The organism is Paenibacillus gansuensis (assembly GCF_042684925.1).
GTDB classification, from domain to species: domain Bacteria; phylum Bacillota; class Bacilli; order Paenibacillales; family DY6; genus Paenibacillus_N; species Paenibacillus_N gansuensis.
Genome location: NZ_JBHUME010000015.1, coordinates 117,855 through 133,674, shown reverse-complemented (window position 1 = coordinate 133,674; position 15,820 = coordinate 117,855). Strand labels below are relative to the sequence as shown.

23 protein-coding genes are annotated in these 15,820 nt (G+C 47.4%); 8 read left to right on the top strand and 15 right to left on the bottom strand.

Features of this window, described 5'->3' with window-relative positions; all coding sequences use genetic code 11:
* Window positions 1-133: 133 nt before the first annotated feature.
* Window positions 134-919 (bottom strand): alpha/beta hydrolase, encoded by a 786-nt coding sequence (locus tag ACFSUF_RS21575; protein ID WP_377606474.1) that lies wholly within the window; start codon window positions 917-919, stop codon window positions 134-136.
* Between the two features lie 568 nt (window positions 920-1,487).
* The gene (locus ACFSUF_RS21570) at window positions 1,488-2,711 is read right to left on the bottom strand and encodes an NAD(P)/FAD-dependent oxidoreductase (RefSeq protein WP_377606472.1); all 1,224 of its coding nucleotides are present in this window, start codon (window positions 2,709-2,711) and stop codon (window positions 1,488-1,490) included.
* A gap of 129 nt (window positions 2,712-2,840) precedes the next feature.
* On the opposite strand from ACFSUF_RS21570, the gene ACFSUF_RS21565 reads away from it, so the two are divergent.
* From ACFSUF_RS21565 to ACFSUF_RS21535, 7 genes are all read left to right on the top strand, one after another.
* Window positions 2,841-3,077: a hypothetical protein gene (locus tag ACFSUF_RS21565; protein ID WP_377606470.1), complete on the top strand. Its 237-nt coding sequence runs from the start codon at window positions 2,841-2,843 to the stop codon at window positions 3,075-3,077.
* 36 nt (window positions 3,078-3,113) lie between these two features.
* Window positions 3,114-3,527 (top strand): spore coat protein, encoded by a 414-nt coding sequence (locus ACFSUF_RS21560; protein ID WP_377606468.1) that lies wholly within the window; start codon window positions 3,114-3,116, stop codon window positions 3,525-3,527.
* A gap of 179 nt (window positions 3,528-3,706) precedes the next feature.
* On the top strand, window positions 3,707-4,963 hold the full coding sequence (locus ACFSUF_RS21555; RefSeq protein ID WP_377606467.1) for an MFS transporter: 1,257 nt from the start codon (window positions 3,707-3,709) through the stop codon (window positions 4,961-4,963).
* A gap of 174 nt (window positions 4,964-5,137) precedes the next feature.
* On the top strand, window positions 5,138-5,872 hold the full coding sequence (locus tag ACFSUF_RS21550; protein ID WP_377606465.1) for a hypothetical protein: 735 nt from the start codon (window positions 5,138-5,140) through the stop codon (window positions 5,870-5,872).
* 6 nt (window positions 5,873-5,878) lie between these two features.
* On the top strand, window positions 5,879-6,265 hold the full coding sequence (locus ACFSUF_RS21545; protein WP_377606463.1) for a GntR family transcriptional regulator: 387 nt from the start codon (window positions 5,879-5,881) through the stop codon (window positions 6,263-6,265).
* Entirely contained in the window at window positions 6,258-6,947 is a 690-nt protein-coding gene (locus tag ACFSUF_RS21540) for an ABC transporter ATP-binding protein (protein WP_377606462.1), read from the top strand. Before ACFSUF_RS21545 ends, ACFSUF_RS21540 begins: the two co-directional genes overlap by 8 nt.
* A gap of 31 nt (window positions 6,948-6,978) precedes the next feature.
* The gene (locus tag ACFSUF_RS21535) at window positions 6,979-7,380 is read left to right on the top strand and encodes a hypothetical protein (RefSeq protein ID WP_377606460.1); all 402 of its coding nucleotides are present in this window, start codon (window positions 6,979-6,981) and stop codon (window positions 7,378-7,380) included.
* A 69-nt stretch (window positions 7,381-7,449) separates the two neighbouring features.
* On the opposite strand, the gene ACFSUF_RS21530 is transcribed toward ACFSUF_RS21535, so the two are convergent.
* From ACFSUF_RS21530 to ACFSUF_RS21475, 12 genes are all read right to left on the bottom strand, one after another.
* Complete coding sequence (locus ACFSUF_RS21530) at window positions 7,450-7,929, bottom strand: GyrI-like domain-containing protein (protein ID WP_377606458.1); 480 nt, start codon at window positions 7,927-7,929, stop codon at window positions 7,450-7,452.
* Between the two features lie 12 nt (window positions 7,930-7,941).
* Entirely contained in the window at window positions 7,942-8,181 is a 240-nt protein-coding gene (locus ACFSUF_RS21525; RefSeq protein ID WP_377606457.1) for a helix-turn-helix domain-containing protein, read from the bottom strand.
* A gap of 9 nt (window positions 8,182-8,190) precedes the next feature.
* The gene (locus tag ACFSUF_RS21520; protein ID WP_377606455.1) at window positions 8,191-8,670 is read right to left on the bottom strand and encodes a DUF2975 domain-containing protein; all 480 of its coding nucleotides are present in this window, start codon (window positions 8,668-8,670) and stop codon (window positions 8,191-8,193) included.
* A gap of 862 nt (window positions 8,671-9,532) precedes the next feature.
* Window positions 9,533-10,111 (bottom strand): hypothetical protein, encoded by a 579-nt coding sequence (locus tag ACFSUF_RS21515; RefSeq protein ID WP_377606454.1) that lies wholly within the window; start codon window positions 10,109-10,111, stop codon window positions 9,533-9,535.
* 8 nt (window positions 10,112-10,119) lie between these two features.
* A complete protein-coding gene (locus ACFSUF_RS21510; RefSeq protein WP_377606452.1) occupies window positions 10,120-10,554 on the bottom strand; it encodes an HIT family protein in 435 nt (144 codons plus the stop codon).
* Between the two features lie 17 nt (window positions 10,555-10,571).
* Window positions 10,572-10,970: a VOC family protein gene (locus tag ACFSUF_RS21505; RefSeq protein WP_377606449.1), complete on the bottom strand. Its 399-nt coding sequence runs from the start codon at window positions 10,968-10,970 to the stop codon at window positions 10,572-10,574.
* A gap of 51 nt (window positions 10,971-11,021) precedes the next feature.
* The gene (locus ACFSUF_RS21500) at window positions 11,022-11,771 is read right to left on the bottom strand and encodes a class I SAM-dependent methyltransferase (protein WP_377606447.1); all 750 of its coding nucleotides are present in this window, start codon (window positions 11,769-11,771) and stop codon (window positions 11,022-11,024) included.
* A 14-nt stretch (window positions 11,772-11,785) separates the two neighbouring features.
* The gene (locus ACFSUF_RS21495) at window positions 11,786-12,130 is read right to left on the bottom strand and encodes a GNAT family N-acetyltransferase (RefSeq protein WP_377606445.1); all 345 of its coding nucleotides are present in this window, start codon (window positions 12,128-12,130) and stop codon (window positions 11,786-11,788) included.
* 113 nt (window positions 12,131-12,243) lie between these two features.
* Window positions 12,244-12,543: a type II toxin-antitoxin system HicB family antitoxin gene (locus tag ACFSUF_RS21490; RefSeq protein WP_377606444.1), complete on the bottom strand. Its 300-nt coding sequence runs from the start codon at window positions 12,541-12,543 to the stop codon at window positions 12,244-12,246.
* A gap of 125 nt (window positions 12,544-12,668) precedes the next feature.
* Window positions 12,669-13,238: a serine hydrolase gene (locus ACFSUF_RS21485; RefSeq protein WP_377606442.1), complete on the bottom strand. Its 570-nt coding sequence runs from the start codon at window positions 13,236-13,238 to the stop codon at window positions 12,669-12,671.
* 255 nt (window positions 13,239-13,493) lie between these two features.
* Window positions 13,494-14,285: a VOC family protein gene (locus ACFSUF_RS21480; protein ID WP_377606440.1), complete on the bottom strand. Its 792-nt coding sequence runs from the start codon at window positions 14,283-14,285 to the stop codon at window positions 13,494-13,496.
* Entirely contained in the window at window positions 14,282-14,713 is a 432-nt protein-coding gene (locus tag ACFSUF_RS21475; protein WP_377606438.1) for a hypothetical protein, read from the bottom strand. The genes ACFSUF_RS21480 and ACFSUF_RS21475 overlap by 4 nt, the downstream gene beginning before the upstream one ends.
* Window positions 14,714-14,852: 139 nt before the next feature.
* Here ACFSUF_RS21475 and ACFSUF_RS21470 point away from each other — a divergent pair, with 139 nt between their 5' ends.
* A complete protein-coding gene (locus ACFSUF_RS21470; RefSeq protein ID WP_377606436.1) occupies window positions 14,853-15,278 on the top strand; it encodes an SRPBCC family protein in 426 nt (141 codons plus the stop codon).
* Between the two features lie 65 nt (window positions 15,279-15,343).
* Here ACFSUF_RS21470 and ACFSUF_RS21465 read toward each other — a convergent pair whose 3' ends face one another.
* On the bottom strand, window positions 15,344-15,805 hold the full coding sequence (locus tag ACFSUF_RS21465; protein ID WP_377606434.1) for a DUF5662 family protein: 462 nt from the start codon (window positions 15,803-15,805) through the stop codon (window positions 15,344-15,346).
* Between the last annotated feature and the right edge of the window lie 15 nt (window positions 15,806-15,820).

Genomic DNA, 15,820 nt, shown 5'->3' with positions numbered 1-15,820 from the left:
GTAAATCACTGGATTCTCCCATATGAAACGAACGGGACGATGAAAAGTTACAACACATAGCAGCTGTGCAGAAATTCGGGAGTACCACAATGAAAAAAAGGACCCGCTTCCGCGGGCCCTCTCAAGTCATAATCTACATCTGCTTTTGCAATGGCAGCCATTCCAGCACACGCTGGATTTTCAGATCCCAGTAGTCCCAGTTGTGGTCGCCGGGCTCTTCTTCGTAAGTGAGCTGGAGTCCCAGGCTCCGGGCGTGCTTCAGAAACCGCTGATTATCCTGGTACAGGAAATCCTCGGTTCCGCAGCACTGGAACAGCAGAGGCTGCTGGTCCGCAGGGAGCTGTGCCGCCTTTTCCGCCAAGGCGAAGAGGTCATTGTCTGTGCCCTTGACCTCTTCCCGGCTGCCCGCAATGCGTGCGTACTCTTGCGGGGATAGCGTGGTGGAGCCGCCGCTGAAATCAAGCGCGCCGGATAAGCTGGCTGCCGCTGCGTAACGGCCGGGATGCCGCAGCGCATGCTTGAGTGCGCCGTAGCCGCCCATGGATAGGCCCGCCACGAAGTTGTCTTCCCGCCGGTCGGACAACGGAAAGAACGACCGGGCCAGCTGCGGCAGCTCCTCACTCACAAACGTCCAGTAGCGCGCCCCCTCTTTCATATCCGTATAGTAGCTCCGGTTCACCGTCGGCATCACCACAGCGAGTCCCATACCCGATACGTACCGTTCGATCGAAGTCCGTCGCATCCATGTCGTGTGATCGTCCGACAGCCCATGCAGCAGATACAATACAGGATGTCTCCCGCTCTGAGCCGCCGCTCCTTCCATCCCAATTTGCTGAGACGTTGCCTGAGGCAGGATAACATTCATCGAAGCGCCGATCCCCAACACTTCCGAGAAAAAATCACATTGAACAAAAGCCATCTTTCCATTCCTCCCTAATCCGTTTGCGATACCGCTTACTTCGGTTTCGGGAGTAAAAATTCCTTTATCATCAAAAATAGTTTCGATGAGCTGAATCTAACTTTCGCGCGGAGAGTAAGACATGCGCGGAGTTCCCTTGGATCTCAAAAAGTTGTATTTTATACAACAATTAGCCGCTAATCAGCTTGTTTTCCCTGGATTGTTGCATCTTGTACAACAATTTCAGGGCCAGATCCGATAAGATCCCCTAATTTGTTGTACGCCGTACAACATTCGCTGTTTTGGATACCTGAAACCGCCGGAAAAGTTGTACGAAATGCAACATTTCACCGTTTTCGCAGCACATAGCCACTAACCGATAGCCGAAACTCGATAGCACATAACAAATAGCACACTGCCACTATCCGTAGGAGATGCCGTTAACCACTAGCCAAAGCCAAAGCTTCCGCACGGGCGCCTCCCAAGTTACTTTACTAAGCAACCTGGCTGCCCTGTAAGTGTGTGTATGTGTTTGACCAGCATGGGAACCGCCTTTAACCCAAACGCGCGCGCCCAACCACTGCCGCCCTCACTGTGACTTCGAAGGACGGTCAAACCTGAACAGCTCTGCATCCGGGCTGCTGCCCCGCACGATCAGTTCTGTGATTACTTTGGAGGCAATCGTGCTGGCCACCGTTCCGTTGCCGCCATAGCCAAGCGCGAAGTAGCAATGCGGGAACCCATCCTGCTCACCGAACATCGGCAGGCCGTCATGCGTCGAGCCGAACGTTGCTCCCCAGGCGTAATCCGCCCGCAGCGGCCCCAGCTCAGGAAACAGCTTCTCACCGTCTTCCAGCAGCAGCTTCGTCTTTTGCTTCAACATCCGCTCACGCTCCTCCGGAATGACCGTGTTCTCGTCCCTGCCGCCGATAATGATGCGGTTGTCCTTGGTCGTCCGTACATATAGGTAAGGTCGCGCCGTCTCCCAAATCAGCGTTCGTTCATGCCAGCCAGGGAAAGAATCGAAAGGCTGCGTCACCAGAGCATAAGAAGAAGTAAGCACGGCATTCGGGTTAGTCTTGAACTTTTGCGTTTCGTAACCCGAGGCGATGACCGCTTTCTGCGCCTTAATGCTGCGGCCGTCGGCCGTATAAAACACGATATGGTCTTTCTCCGCGGCATGCCGCTGGATTTCGGTGTGCTGATAGATGCGCATGCCTTTATTATGCAACGTGTGCAGCACGGATACCGCATTGCGGTACGGATTAATTTCCGCGTCCCCTATGGAGTAAATCGCACCAGCTTTACCAAAAGAGTACTTGCTTCGGATTTTTGCCTCGTCCCAAAATTCAACGTTAAATCCATGCTTCTTCAAGTTATTGTACTCTTCTTTTAGCTTAGGCAGATCCTCCGGACAGGAGGCGTAGTACAGGCTGTCTCTTCTTGCAAATTGAGGATCGATGTCCAAAGTCGAGGTAATCCGGTCCAGCTCGATGACGGCCTGCTCGCACAGTTTGTACATGCGGACTGCTTTTTCCTCGCCAAACGTATGAATAAAGCCGGTTAACGACTTGTCGTTCTGAAACTGCAGCAGACCTGTGTTCGCACATGTACTGCCATGCGAAATATCGCGCTGGTCTACGACCACTGCGTCTACTCCCTGCTCCCGCAAAGCATACGATATGAGCGCTCCGCTCTCCCCGCCTCCGATTACCAGTACCTCGCACTCGATATCCTCTTCCAGCTTCGGATAAACCGGAGGGTCCGGCAGGGTATCCAGCCAGTATAATGTACCTTCTTTTAAATTATCCAAGTTCTTCTTCTCCTTCTGTTCGCATGAATCATGGAAGACCATTCCTTAGTTTCGTATAACCCGGGCAAGTTCATACATGAGAGCCTGTTATTTTGGGCATGTTATCCAAGTCTGAAAGGAGGGATACCGATGAACATGCAGCAGCACAAGCCGATTACGGCCAAAGAACTTGAATACCTGGTGGATTCGATGTCCAACGAAGATCTGTTGATGAAGCAATGCACGGCCGCCGCTTTTTCCACGCAAAATCAGAACGTCCGCAGCGCCTGCCTGCACATGCTCGATTTGCATCAGCAGCATTACCATACGCTTATGAACACTTTACAACAGCACTATCAGATGGCCCCAACACAGCCGCAGCAATAAAAGGGATACCTTACGCAGGAAAAAGGAGAAGATGGAATGGATCAGCAGCAACCTATGTCGTTCCAAGGTCAAGGGCAAGGGCAAACCTACCAAGGCCAAATGAGAGGACAACAAAGCGGGCAGCAGGCCGCATTTATGGAAGATCAGGACCTTCTATATACGATTTTGGCCGATTTAAAGCGTACCGCGCGGGAGTATACTACGGCATTTATGGAGTCGAGTTGTCCCACGGTCCGGCGCACGTTCTCGGACTTGCTGAACAGCACGCTTTCTCAGCAAACCGAATTGTACCGTTTTATGGAGAACCAAAATATGTACAACGCTTCCTCCCCGGCCCTGCAGCAGGAGATCGGGAAGCAGATTCAACAGTACAAGCAAACTTTGCAAAAAACGCAGCAGTACATCCAGCAAAAAGCAGGCTCAGGCCAGCAGGGGTATTCCACGCATTAAAAAACCTGCTGCGGACCCTGTAAGCCGGTTTCGGTTGAAATTAGGCGGGAAAAGCCGTATTTCCTGATCGGGAATACGGCTTTTGTGCGTGGTCACAAGGGTGCAAATCTGTTAAGATGTGGGGCAACAGATACCGGCCTTCCCATGCGCCGCCGGAACCGAAAGGGGGATTCACCTGCATGTCATCCGTACCATCCGCACCGGCTCCCGCAGCCCAGCCTTTGGGCGCAGGAACCGGATCGCAGCCGAATTCGGCTGCTGTGACCGTGTTTTCGGTCCTTTTTGCTATCAGCTTCGTGCATTTAATGAACGACACCATTCAAGCGGTTGTCCCCGCTATGTACCCTTTGCTGCATGACTCATTGAAGCTCAGCTTTGCTCAAATCGGGTACATAGGGTTCACGCTGAACATTACCTCGTCGCTGCTCCAACCGCTTATCGGCGCCTATACGGACCGCAGGCCGATGCCCTACATGCTTCCCATCGGGACATTGTTCTCGCTGGCCGGCGTTGTGGGCATCGCCTATGCGGGAAACTACCCGCTGATTCTGCTCTGCGCAGCTCTTATCGGGATCGGCTCCGCCATCATGCACCCCGAGTCGTCACGCGTTGCCTATATGGCAGCAGGCCCGCGCCGCGGTTTGGCACAGTCCATCTTCCAGACCGGCGGGAACCTGGGGCAGTCGATGGCGCCCTTGATTACAGCTTATCTGCTGTATCCGTTGGGGGTCGAAGGAGCCGCTTGGCTTGGGCTCGCTGCGGTCACTGCTTTCGTGCTGCAATCGTATGTCGCCCGTTGGTATGCAGGGTCCCTGGAACGGCGCCTAACCAAGAAACGTGCGGTAACCTCCAGTTTTGGTGAGACCCTAAGCAGGCGCAGAGTGTGGATTTCCATGGGCCTTCTGGTGCTTCTGCTATTCTCCAAAAACTTTTATCTGTCCAGCATGAACGGCTTCTACACTTTCTACCTCATCGATAAGTTCGGCCTTAGCGTAAAAGAATCGCAGTTTTTCCTGTTCGCCCTGCTTGCCTCCGGCATTTTCGGCGTATTCCTGGGAGGGCCTTTAGCCGACCGGTTCGGACGAAGAAATATGATCCTGTTCTCTATCTTCGGCACAGCACCGTTCTCCATCGCTCTTCCCTACCTGGGCCTAGCCGGGGCAACAATCTGCTGTATCTTCACCGGACTGATCCTGTTCTCCGCCTTCTCCGTCATCATCGTGTACGCACAGGAACTGATGCCGGGCAAAGTCGGCATGGTCTCCGGCCTGTTCTTCGGGTTGTCTTTCGGCCTAGGAGGTCTCGGTTCCGCCTTGCTGGGGAACTTGGCGGACGCGACCAGCATCCAGTTCGTGTTCCAGGTCACGTCTTACCTGCCTTTGATCGGGGCTGTGGCGTTTTTTCTTCCTCCTGACCGGAAGGCTGCAGCGGTTTAAGCTTAACTATTAGGGGTTGTCCCAAAAGGTACTTATACCTTTAGGACAGCCCTTTTTTTCATTAGAGCGATTGTTTTGAAAATTATGGTAGACGTGTAGCGATGACTTAGTGTACTATTACATTAATACAATGTTATATAGCGGAATGGATTTTAAATACAAGGGGGATTTTTGATGGCTGCGTGGACAGCTCTTTTCAGAAAGGACTTTCGGTTATCACGGACTTTGTTACTTGCCGGCTTGGTTATGAATTTGTTGATCTTAGTGCTTGCGTTGCTGATGGCCGGCGGTGACAAATTATATGTTTTTATACCGTTGTTAGCTGCTGTTGTGTTTCACATTTTTTATCTGCCGGTCCTATTGTTTGCCAGCTTGAAATCGGAGGCCCGTCAGCTTCACATCTGGCTCCACCATCCGCTTCCAGCCGCGACCTTACTTCTAAGTAAGCTGTTGAATGGGATCGTCATGGCTGTGATCTCCCTGGTTGTTTTGTATTCGATGGCGGGGATGTTGGCAGTTTCCAGATTTAGCTTACTAAAAGAGCATTGGACGGACATTTGGATGGCGGGATTGCTGATTTTTGTTCATACGATCATGATCTCCGTGTGGATTGGGGCGTGGGTGATTCTTTTATGGTCCCTATACCATTCACTTAAGCATCGAATCGGGCGCTGGACATGGGCCGCTCTTCTCGCAGCTGTCATCTTGCCGGGCTCGGTTGGATCCCTAATTACTTCTACTTCTCTATACAAGCTCGTAACGCAGTGGGGAAACATGGAAGTAAACTTCCCGACTTTCCCGATGGATCCTATACCTACATTTGCAGGTGAATATCTTTATTATTTTGTGATTATAGCCGGACTAGTTTATGTAAGTTCTTGGATCATTGACAGGAAAGTTGAGGTGTAACGATGGATGGATGAATTTCATACTTCAAAACCCATTTATCTGCAATTGGCAGACCGGATCCATCGGCAAATTGTAAGCAAAGAGTTAGCAGCGGGCCAAAAGCTTCCCTCTGTCCGTGAAATGGCTATAACCTTCAATGTGAACCCGAATACGATTCAGCGCACTTACAGTGAATTGGAGCGTGAGGAAATCGTCGAAACAAGAAGGGGTCAAGGCACATTCGTTACGGAAAACGAGGATCTTCTGATTGAACTGCGCGGGAAATTGAAAGAGGAACAGATTTCGATATTTGTCCAGGTCATGCAGGAAATGGGGTACAGTGCAAGCGAGATCACCTCAGGGCTGCAAGAGTACTTAACCAAAAGGGCCAAAGGGGATGAAGAACGTGATTGAATTGATTCATGTTTCTAAAACATATAAGAAGGACTATGCAGTTAAGGACATTTCCTTAACGCTGCCCTTGGGTAAAATTATAGGCATTGTGGGCGCGAACGGCAGCGGGAAGTCTACTCTATTAAAGCTGATTGCCGGGCTTGTGCAGCCATCGAGCGGATCAGTAACGATTGACGGCGAGCCTGCGCACAGACGAATCAGTAAACTTGTTGCTTTCTTATCCGATCAGGATTCGTTTTATTCTATGTTCACGGTTCGCGAGGCACTGGCCTATCAAGCCTCTCAATTTCCTGACTTTCATCCTGCAAAAGCTAAAGATATCATGGCGTTTATGCAGCTGGAAGCCGACAAGAAAATCAGAGATTTATCCAAAGGCAATCGCGGAAAAGTAAAGATCGCTCTTACGCTAGCCAGAGAAGTACCTTACATTCTAATGGATGAGCCGCTGTCCGGGCTTGACCCGATGGTGAGACAGTCGATCGTCAAGGGAATGATCTCTTACCTCGACTTGGAAGTTCAAACTCTACTCATGACCAGCCATGAGATCACGGAAATCGAGCCGGTATTAGACAGCTTCATAGCAATAAAAGATGGGTCTATCATAAGAATGGATGATGTCGAACAGCTGCACGAGTCAGAGAGACTCGGTATTACGGAGTGGATGATGAAGACCTATGTCTAGTTTTCATAGTGTAAAACAGGGAGGAAACGGAATGGTGGAAGTCTCGTTGGTTCGGCTTTATTTTCTGAGGGGGCTGTATCTTCTGGTTGTTGTGGGGCTGGGTTTTAAGGTTTTGCCTGGATTCATTCAACAAGATCAACCGTGGGAACGGATGGAAGGCGTGGTGCAGTGCATGCTGGCCGCCTTCTGGGCTCTGTCGGTCCTGGGCTTGCGGTATCCGTTGAAAATGCTGCCTATACTCTTTTGGGAGATGCTGTGGAAGTCGATCTGGCTGATCGTTGTTGCCCTCCCGCTGTGGTCCTCCGGTCAAATGGATGCTGCCACCTGGTCGACAGCCTCTGCCTGTTTGCTGGTCTTGATATTCCCTTTTGCCATCCCTTGGCGTTATGTGGTTGAACAGTATGTGAAGCGCAGTGGAGACCGGCTGCGGTAAGGGATGGCGCGCTAATCGTTTAGAGTAAACAGAAGCAGCCTAAGACGGATGTCTTAAGCTGCTATTGTTTTATTTTTTCTCTATAGGAAAGTATAGCGACAATTCACCGGGAGGGCTTTGGGGATCATAAAACTCATGAATAGCTCCAACAATTTGATAATCGTGCTTAGGTAAATATTCATCCACCATCTGACGAAAAACCGACTGGTAAGACTCCTGAGTACATGCAGCAACGGCATATTTGAAAGAGGGAATGACCCATTTGGTCCATCCATTGGGCGCAATAGCATCATCCTTAACCTCACAGCCCGCTACATACTTCCCTTCCTCTGCCCACCTTTGGAAAGTCTCGCTCACATCACTCATAGCCCCCCAAAAACCAACCATATTCCCGTCGTCATCCAGTTTTACAAGGCTGCTTATCTCGGCAAAACTGTCATTTGCTTCTTGCCATAAGGGCGGGATCCAGGAAAAACCTTGCTCCGCGGGTCCTTTCCCCATTTTGCCGATTACGGTAAATTGGCTTTTATCGATGAATCTGACCAACATAATGAATACCTCCTAGCTCCTTGGTTCGTTTCCTCCTTGATCGTCCTCATCACTTCTATACTCCAAAACATCCCCCGGCTGACACTCCAAAGCCTTGCAAATCGCCTCTAACGTGGAGATTCGGATTGCTTTGGCCTTGCCATTTTTCAATATGGATAGATTGGCCATCGTAATTCCAACCCTCTCCGAAAGCTCGGTCACGCTCATTTTCCGTTTCGCCAGCATCACGTCAATGTTGATAATAATCGCCATGGTTTCACCTCAGACCGTTAAGTCGTTTTCTGATTTAATATCAATTGCGTGTCTCAACAGCTTCTGAAGGAGAGCTGCAAATACGCCGATCACAGCAGACGCAAACACAAGCACCATACCCATTACAATAAGACCAGGAGCATCGTCTTCGTCCGCAATCAGAAACAGGAGGGGCAGGCATGCTACAAAAATACCGCTGATGACAAACGCACAAAATTTGATCTTCTTTAACGCTGTTACAGATAAGTCGGAAAACGCTACACCCTTGTCAATATAGCCCAAAAGCTTAAAAGCCTGATACAACGCAGCATAAAACGGTATCACCGCTAAATACAAACCAATGATAATAGGTACCACCAGATTAAACGGATAAGGGTCCCCCAATGAATCCTTAATCCCCTCAGGCAGCGCCAGGATACATAAAGCAAGTATCGGGAGCCCAATCACCACCACGGCTGCCTTCAAAAAAAGTGTTGATCCTCGTTCCATCACATACACCTCACTAAGTTATTGTCGATATTGAATTTAGCACAAAATTTATCGTTTTACAATATGTTTTGATTGTTTTATGCGAAATCGTTCGATTCGCCGCAGTAGCCACTCAGTCACATCAGTCACATCAGCCACTAGGCCACTTCAGCAATCTGCTTCTCCCCAGACTTCCGACACTTCAGCTGCCTTTGCTACCTCCGCACAGTCCGCAACAGTCTGCCTTCAGCTAACGAATCCCACACACGCTATTTCGGCTAAAATCCGCCCATTTGAATTCTAACGAACTCCACACACCTTATTCCGCCGTTTTCTCCCCTCAAAGCAGCTTTTTCCGTCAAATAGCGTGTCTACGATTCGTTAGCTTGCAAACTCCCCCGAATTTGGCCAATTAGCGTGTATCGGATTCGTTAAAATGGAGAAGCCCGAAAAACCAAAAAGCACTTCTCTACATAGAGAAATGCTTTGAGCTCAGCTTGTCTTAATTCCAAAAGCTATCCATCTAACATCGATGTCCTCGATTACAAATTCCTTATTGTTGTAATCCGTAACGCCCAGGGGGCGTATTATGGTTACGTTCTTAGCTACAAACTCTTCATAGAGACGTTGGTGACCTTTTGTAACAAAATAAGCATCATACCCATATCCGTACAATTCCCTGTTAGGTATCACTCGATCCCTATTAGCTTTGGTCAAAATTATTTCCGTGGCATCCCGATACAAGCAGAGATGAGGTTCTGCGGCTTGTAGATACGGTTTTTTGTATATAAACCATTTCTCCAAAATTAAGTCCTTTGGGGTATGGAGTCACCAGCTGTCCGTGTTCCTTACTTTGTATCCATGTTTATTTTAACCAAAGAACTTAACTCTTCCGTCTGACCTTTCTAACAACAAAAAAAGTCACAGCGCCAACAACCACAATGCCTACAATGAAAATTTCCATGTCGTAATCCTTATTTGAAATCCGTTTCAGCTCACCTTCAAGGTTCACCTCTTTTTCTGCCGGTTTACCCTGTCCTAAAAACTTCAAATCTTCGCCAGCTTTGGATACTTCATTAGTACGGCTGCAAAAACTAGTGTAACGCTCACCGTCTTTGCCTTTATAAGTATAAACAAGATAGGTACTACCTACCGAAAAATGAAAACCACATGACGCTTCATGTCCATTGTCATAAACAATGACTTGAGATTGATTAACGCCTTTCCAGGTTTCTTGTACTTCCAACAGATTTACATCCCTGTTTTCTATGGCTCCCATCACACCGTTTTGTATACGTTGTTGTTTACTGCTTAACACTCTACCTGTAAATACCGATTCTGCTTTCTCAAAAGCCTCTTTCGGTTCAAGCTCCGCACAACTGCAGGCGTAAGCCTTATTAATTGGTAATATGACGAGAGAAAACAGGAAAAGAATTGCTGCAAAAAAGACACTTATCTTCATAAAATCACCTAGCCTTGCTTGCAAAATAAACTCACTGTTTTCTTCAATTTCTCACGGGTTACAGTTAGATCATCTTTGGCGTGCAAATTCTCGGCCGGTTCAACCCAAGCAAACCCATCCGAATCGTATCGTGGAAACATATGCATATGGTAATGGGTCAAGTCATTGAACTTTCCGCCGTTTTGGATCACCGTTATTCCGTCAGGCTCAAATTGCAGCTTTATAACCCTTGCCAACATCGCCGAGGCTTTCATAATTTCATTCGCCGTGGCTTCATCTAAGTCATCGACATCTTGGTAATGCCGCTTGGGGAGAATCAACATATGTCCTTCATGAATTGGCGCAATATCCAAGATGCATGTAATGAGTTCATTTTCATAAATGGTATGCGTCTCCGCCAGATGATTGGCTAGCCGGCAGCCTAGACATTGCTGTTCTTGCATGCGCTCCCCTCCGATGGTCAGCTACTCAGTTGCTGTGCAATCTCCCAGACATGCCCCGCCGGGTCGGCAAAGCTTGCTGTCCGCACTCCCCACGGCCGATTGATAGGACCATTTAATAGAGTAACATTACGCTTTTTCAACTCATCACACACAGCATCCACATCATCCACGCCAATAGTCAGCACAAAACGGGATCCAGCCTCATCATTCGCAACCGTTCCGGGGGTAATCAGCTCTTCCGCCTCAGAAATTTGTAACAGGTTAATGCCCAGGTTCCCAAAGGTAAATACAGCAGAATGTTCATCTTCATATGCGGGCGAAAGGCCAAAAACCTCTTGATAAAACTCCCTCGTACCTCTCAAATCTTCAACGAACAACGTAATGAAATTTACATTTAGCGAGCCTAGATTCCTCATTTCCGACACCTCAATCCATTAATATTTCATCCCCATTTGCAACGCAAAACGTCATTTCCTAGCAATAATCATAAACCTTTCCATGTTGGTCCTGATCCCTTTTTCTGAGAGATTGGTTTCTACGAACTTTTGCAAAATATCAAAATCACTTTCCATTCTCCCGAAATCCGGAATGACCGGTGTGTATTTCAAAAAGAAAACCAAGTCCTCATAAGTCTCAAAATAATGCGCTGCATCGTACTCAAAACTCTGAATTTCAGTGAAACCAGCCTCCGCCAGTTCGGAGAGATATTTCTTTTTTAGGGCTCCTTTTTCAGTACCATATTCTTGGCCTCTCCCAAAAGCTTCTTTGAGGTTGGCCTTATCATGCTCACCCACCTGCTGTGTCAAAAACACGCCATCCGGCGCCAATATGTTCCAAACTTCATCACCATAAAATTCACTGTGCCTGCAGGACACCACTTGAAAGAATGGTTGAGGAAAATGGAGACGACCGGCATCCATTTGCACAAAGCGAACGTTAGACGCGGACGACTTCTTCAGATTTTCCAAAGCGGTCTGGATCATCCCCTCCGAACGGTCGATGCCAACCAGCAGCAGAGCCGCATCTGCAATTGATAACAGAGCTTCCCCGCCTCCCGTACCGATATCAAGCAATAGATCAGACTTTCTACACCTTTTGGCGACCTCCTGGAAAAAATTCCACCGCTCACCCTCGGAAGTCGTTTTTAGCTTGCTGAAGTCCCATCCGTTTATTTTGCCGACCTTGTTGTAAAAGTTTTTGTAGTCCGTACTGTTCATGTAGGCTTCACCTGTCATATATCTTTTTTCAAATAATAATGTGTGTAGCCCCCAGCATTGGGAATCTCGCCGAAGACATGAAACCCCTGTTTCTTATAAAAATCTAATGCCTGAAAGCTCAAAGTATCTAATTTGATAAAATCGCATTTGTTCTCGTTGGCAATTCTTGCTGCTTCGATCAGGAGACTCTTACCGTAACCCATCCGCCTCTGCTCTTCGGCAACATACACAAACTCAATCTGCATCCAATTCCAACATATCTCCCCGATCAGACCACCGTACGTTCTACCGTCATCATCTTTTAGAAACAGCTGAACTGCCTGATATCTGCCATTTAATTCGTCCGGGAAATGTTTCATATTGAAGTTGATCATGTGATGGATTATAAGGATAGTTTACTCTCTCCAACCAATGGCATATATGCGGAAAATGGTTATAACTGAAGTGTCGTTCTGTATATTTAAAAATGTTTCTACTCAGAAATCTCCCCATAGAGCATAACCCTAACCCGGGATGGTCTGCGCAAGCTTAAGTCCCCTGGCTCCGGAATGAATTCCCCGTTAGCCAGACGTGATTCGATCATTTGCTCTTTAATACGCTGTAACTCTTTTAACAAGCTTGGCATATCGTTTCCAAAAGCATGGCAATCCGGCAGTTCCTCGATCAACCCGAAGTAATAAGGTTCAGAAGTAAACGGGCTGTCCGCTACGAATTCAGTAATTATGTTGTAACTGAGCCGCATATAGTGCTCTATATTTAAACTTTCGTTCATCTCATCAGCCTGCCTCTCTTACAAACGTTTTCCCCACAGCCGATATTTTACGTAATAGACGGCGGGCATTAATGAGACTAGTAAAATGACAGCAATTTTTATAATCATGTTTTGAATGGCCTCCTCTACGTCTTTATTCCAGCAAAACAATCACATACCATATTCCCAAACGTCTGAATATCCTGCAAATAATCATAACCTGCGGGATTGCGGTTAAGTTGATTTAGCATACGTACAGCCACTACGTTATATTCAGGTATCACGAGAACTGCGTTCCCGTAGAACCCAAGTGATTGAAAAGAACCTTTCGGCAGTCTTCCTCCTAATTCAGAAGAAGCTTGAGGCCTATCTTGCACCCACCAAAAAAAACCGTTTCGGGGCAAGTCGTCATCAAGGGTTGCAGGAGTAGCTATTTTTATCGTCTCCTCGAAGATGGAAGTTGGCAGAATCTGCTTCCCTTCGTAATTCCCTTTTGTTAAATGCAGATAACCCCAAAATCCCAAATCCCGCGTACTTACAAAAAGATTGGCTTCCTCCCCTTGTTCCCCTGCACAGCTATCATTGACCCATACAAGGCTTTCGTGGTTATCCTTTCTCCAACCCGTTTCTAACAGCTGATAAGGCTCTAAAACTCTCTCTTTAATGACTACAGCCAGAGGTTGTAGAAATACTTTGTGAATGATTTTGATTAGCAAATCGACCCCTGCATTGTCGTAACTCCACTGGCTGCCCGCTGGGAACAACCTTTGTGATGGACTTCATCGATGGTTCGGCTTTGGGGAGTATGGTCGTGACTGCCCAAATACCGCTCGTTAACAATCACACCATTCTTAATGATCAAGACAGAAGCTGCAGAAGCGGAAATTTTCTCTTTTGTACTTTCTATGTATTGGTTAAGTTCTTGGAATGTTTCGCTTGTCATGTCTCCAACCTTTCCCCCTCCACAAGCATCACTTCGCAAAAGGCAGACCCAACCGCTCAAGCAAAGCTTCCGGAAAATCCGTAACCACTAAACTAACTGGATACTCTTTATATTGAAAAGAAAGCCGGCCATCTTCCATACGCGACTTCATGCCTCTTTCAGTCAGTTTTACTTTAACCTCGTTAATATAATCCAAGCTGCTCACACCGAAGGTCACACTCATAACTGGCGGCAAAGCGACCATGGCAATCGGGATCCACTTTCTTTGTTTGGAGGGAATGACCATGTGGGCGGTACCGCCTATAGCAAAAGCAAAATTATCAGCCGCCTTGTCTATTCGGAGTCCTAACAAATCCGCAACAAACTCCCTAAAATCCACAGCATCGTCTGCCGGAAAGCCAATTTCCCTGAGGTACAAAATCTTCATCTCTCCTTCAGGAGGAAGAACTCCCTCTTTAATATAACTGTGTGCGATCACCTCGAGCAGATTCCCGTCTCCGTCTCGAAAGTAAACATTCCGGGTCGTTTCCGATTCTTCGACTGTACTTCCATCAGGCCATTTCAGCAGCGTTATACCGTTGCCCGCTAGCCGACTCACTACAAGTTCAAACTCCGACCATGGCACCTCAAAAGCAAAATGAGCTGGAGCCAGCGGCTCGGCTGCCTCTTTGAATGTTAGACTGAACTGTTCGGTCGGCCGGAAGCTGATTTCATTCTCTTTCTCGAACAACACAGAAATTCCCAGTAGCTCAGAGTAGAACTGTTTTACCCCAGAAATGGATACAGTCTGCAACTGAAGCTCGGCAAAATGAGTAATCATAAGATCTCCCCTACTATCAAGTTGTAAAGCTCCTCTGTCACCTCGTTAGGGATGCTATATCCCTGATTGGTATTGGAAGTTTCGACAAGTAAACCTCTACTCCCGGATCTATTATCTATGTTCAAATGATAGGTTGTAACCGAACCATCCTTGTAGTTGACCTTCATGTGGAACAACGCCGCGTAATCTATCTCGCCTTGAATTTTCTCAGCTTTGTTGATAGCCCTCACAAACACTTCAATATCCTTCTGTTCGGTAAAACGCTTTGTTGCAAATGGAATCCCTCGGGTTTTACATAACTCTGTGCAGTCCAGTTTGATACTGGCTGCTTTACTCTTATTCAAATTCACTTGTCCAGTAAGCACATTACACCCAGCAAACAATACAAAGAAAATCAGCAGCAACAGTACGGCAAGCATTTTGTTCATAACACAGCCCCCTTGCTAATTAGACGTTCAACAGGTCCGGAAGTTACTTGTACATGCTCAAAGAATCTTTCGTATTCCGTTTGAATGATGGTATAATTAACCAGAAACTCAATTCTATAAAAGTGAGGCGGTAACAGGAATGGAAACAGGTGATAAAGTAACCCTAACGGTCGAAACCACAGTACAAGCCCCAATCGAAAAAGTATGGGCAAACTGGACAGAGCCGCAACATATCATACAATGGTCTTTTGCTTCTAACGACTGGCATGCGCCGCGCGCGGAGAATGATGTAAGAGTTGGCGGAACGTTTTTAACTAGAATGGAAGCTAAAGATGGAAGCTTTGGGTTTGATTTTGGCGGGACTTATGACGAAGTGAGAGAAAACGAATACCTTGCCTACACCCTGGGAGACGGACGGAAAGTGACGGTCACTTTTATTGCCCAAGGCAGCAGCACCAAGATCGTTGAAACCTTTGAGGCCGAATCCGAAAATCCTGCTGAGATGCAGCAAGCGGGCTGGCAGGCGTTTATGGATAATTTCAAAAGGTATAGTGAAGGCCAATAAGAGATTAAAAATTTGCTAGAAGCTGTCAAAAAGGTAACTAACCTTTTTGACAGCTTTATTTTATTTCATGGTGCTGAACTTTTTTCTTCTCGGGAAGTTAACAATTCTAGCTCTTTCTTTGTATCAGGGTGCACGATGATGCTGTCCGTGAGGTTAAGTGTGGTAGGTTTCACCTTCCTCCCCCACCTCCTTGAAAACGAGCGCCAGTCACAAACCATCTCGATTACATATTTTTTGGGCATAGGCAAAGCCTCTTTGGAGATGGGGTTAATGACCCAATATTCCCAATGGTGCTTATTTTTCCGCTGATGATGCAGCCACGCATAGTCCCACTTTAGTCCGTCCTCGGGGCTTAACGGCTTTCCTGAATAGAATTTCTTCGCATATGGAACAAACTCTAGCGGTGAAAACTTAGATAGGTCATGGACGATCCCTTGGACGTACAGCCCTTCTTTCCAACACTCGATCATCACATTCACTTTGTGATTTACAACGTACAGAAAGTAATTCCAGTAAGCTCTAATCAAAGGCTACCCCCCATC

What these genes read in the sequence shown, in the direction of transcription:
- ACFSUF_RS21575 (WP_377606474.1), bottom strand. Translation starts at nt 919, where the DNA reads ATGGCTTTTGTTCAATGTGATTTTTTCTCGGAAGTGTTGGGGATCGGC.
- ACFSUF_RS21565 (WP_377606470.1), top strand. Translation starts at nt 2,841, where the DNA reads ATGAACATGCAGCAGCACAAGCCGATTACGGCCAAAGAACTTGAATAC.
- ACFSUF_RS21560 (WP_377606468.1), top strand. Translation starts at nt 3,114, where the DNA reads ATGGATCAGCAGCAACCTATGTCGTTCCAAGGTCAAGGGCAAGGGCAA.
- ACFSUF_RS21555 (WP_377606467.1), top strand. Translation starts at nt 3,707, where the DNA reads ATGTCATCCGTACCATCCGCACCGGCTCCCGCAGCCCAGCCTTTGGGC.
- ACFSUF_RS21550 (WP_377606465.1), top strand. Translation starts at nt 5,138, where the DNA reads ATGGCTGCGTGGACAGCTCTTTTCAGAAAGGACTTTCGGTTATCACGG.
- ACFSUF_RS21545 (WP_377606463.1), top strand. Translation starts at nt 5,879, where the DNA reads ATGGATGAATTTCATACTTCAAAACCCATTTATCTGCAATTGGCAGAC.
- ACFSUF_RS21535 (WP_377606460.1), top strand. Translation starts at nt 6,979, where the DNA reads ATGGTGGAAGTCTCGTTGGTTCGGCTTTATTTTCTGAGGGGGCTGTAT.
- ACFSUF_RS21530 (WP_377606458.1), bottom strand. Translation starts at nt 7,929, where the DNA reads ATGTTGGTCAGATTCATCGATAAAAGCCAATTTACCGTAATCGGCAAA.
- ACFSUF_RS21525 (WP_377606457.1), bottom strand. Translation starts at nt 8,181, where the DNA reads ATGGCGATTATTATCAACATTGACGTGATGCTGGCGAAACGGAAAATG.
- ACFSUF_RS21520 (WP_377606455.1), bottom strand. Translation starts at nt 8,670, where the DNA reads ATGGAACGAGGATCAACACTTTTTTTGAAGGCAGCCGTGGTGGTGATT.
- ACFSUF_RS21515 (WP_377606454.1), bottom strand. Translation starts at nt 10,111, where the DNA reads ATGAAGATAAGTGTCTTTTTTGCAGCAATTCTTTTCCTGTTTTCTCTC.
- ACFSUF_RS21510 (WP_377606452.1), bottom strand. Translation starts at nt 10,554, where the DNA reads ATGCAAGAACAGCAATGTCTAGGCTGCCGGCTAGCCAATCATCTGGCG.
- ACFSUF_RS21505 (WP_377606449.1), bottom strand. Translation starts at nt 10,970, where the DNA reads ATGAGGAATCTAGGCTCGCTAAATGTAAATTTCATTACGTTGTTCGTT.
- ACFSUF_RS21500 (WP_377606447.1), bottom strand. Translation starts at nt 11,771, where the DNA reads ATGAACAGTACGGACTACAAAAACTTTTACAACAAGGTCGGCAAAATA.
- ACFSUF_RS21495 (WP_377606445.1), bottom strand. Translation starts at nt 12,130, where the DNA reads ATGAAACATTTCCCGGACGAATTAAATGGCAGATATCAGGCAGTTCAG.
- ACFSUF_RS21490 (WP_377606444.1), bottom strand. Translation starts at nt 12,543, where the DNA reads ATGAACGAAAGTTTAAATATAGAGCACTATATGCGGCTCAGTTACAAC.
- ACFSUF_RS21480 (WP_377606440.1), bottom strand. Translation starts at nt 14,285, where the DNA reads ATGATTACTCATTTTGCCGAGCTTCAGTTGCAGACTGTATCCATTTCT.
- ACFSUF_RS21475 (WP_377606438.1), bottom strand. Translation starts at nt 14,713, where the DNA reads ATGAACAAAATGCTTGCCGTACTGTTGCTGCTGATTTTCTTTGTATTG.
- ACFSUF_RS21470 (WP_377606436.1), top strand. Translation starts at nt 14,853, where the DNA reads ATGGAAACAGGTGATAAAGTAACCCTAACGGTCGAAACCACAGTACAA.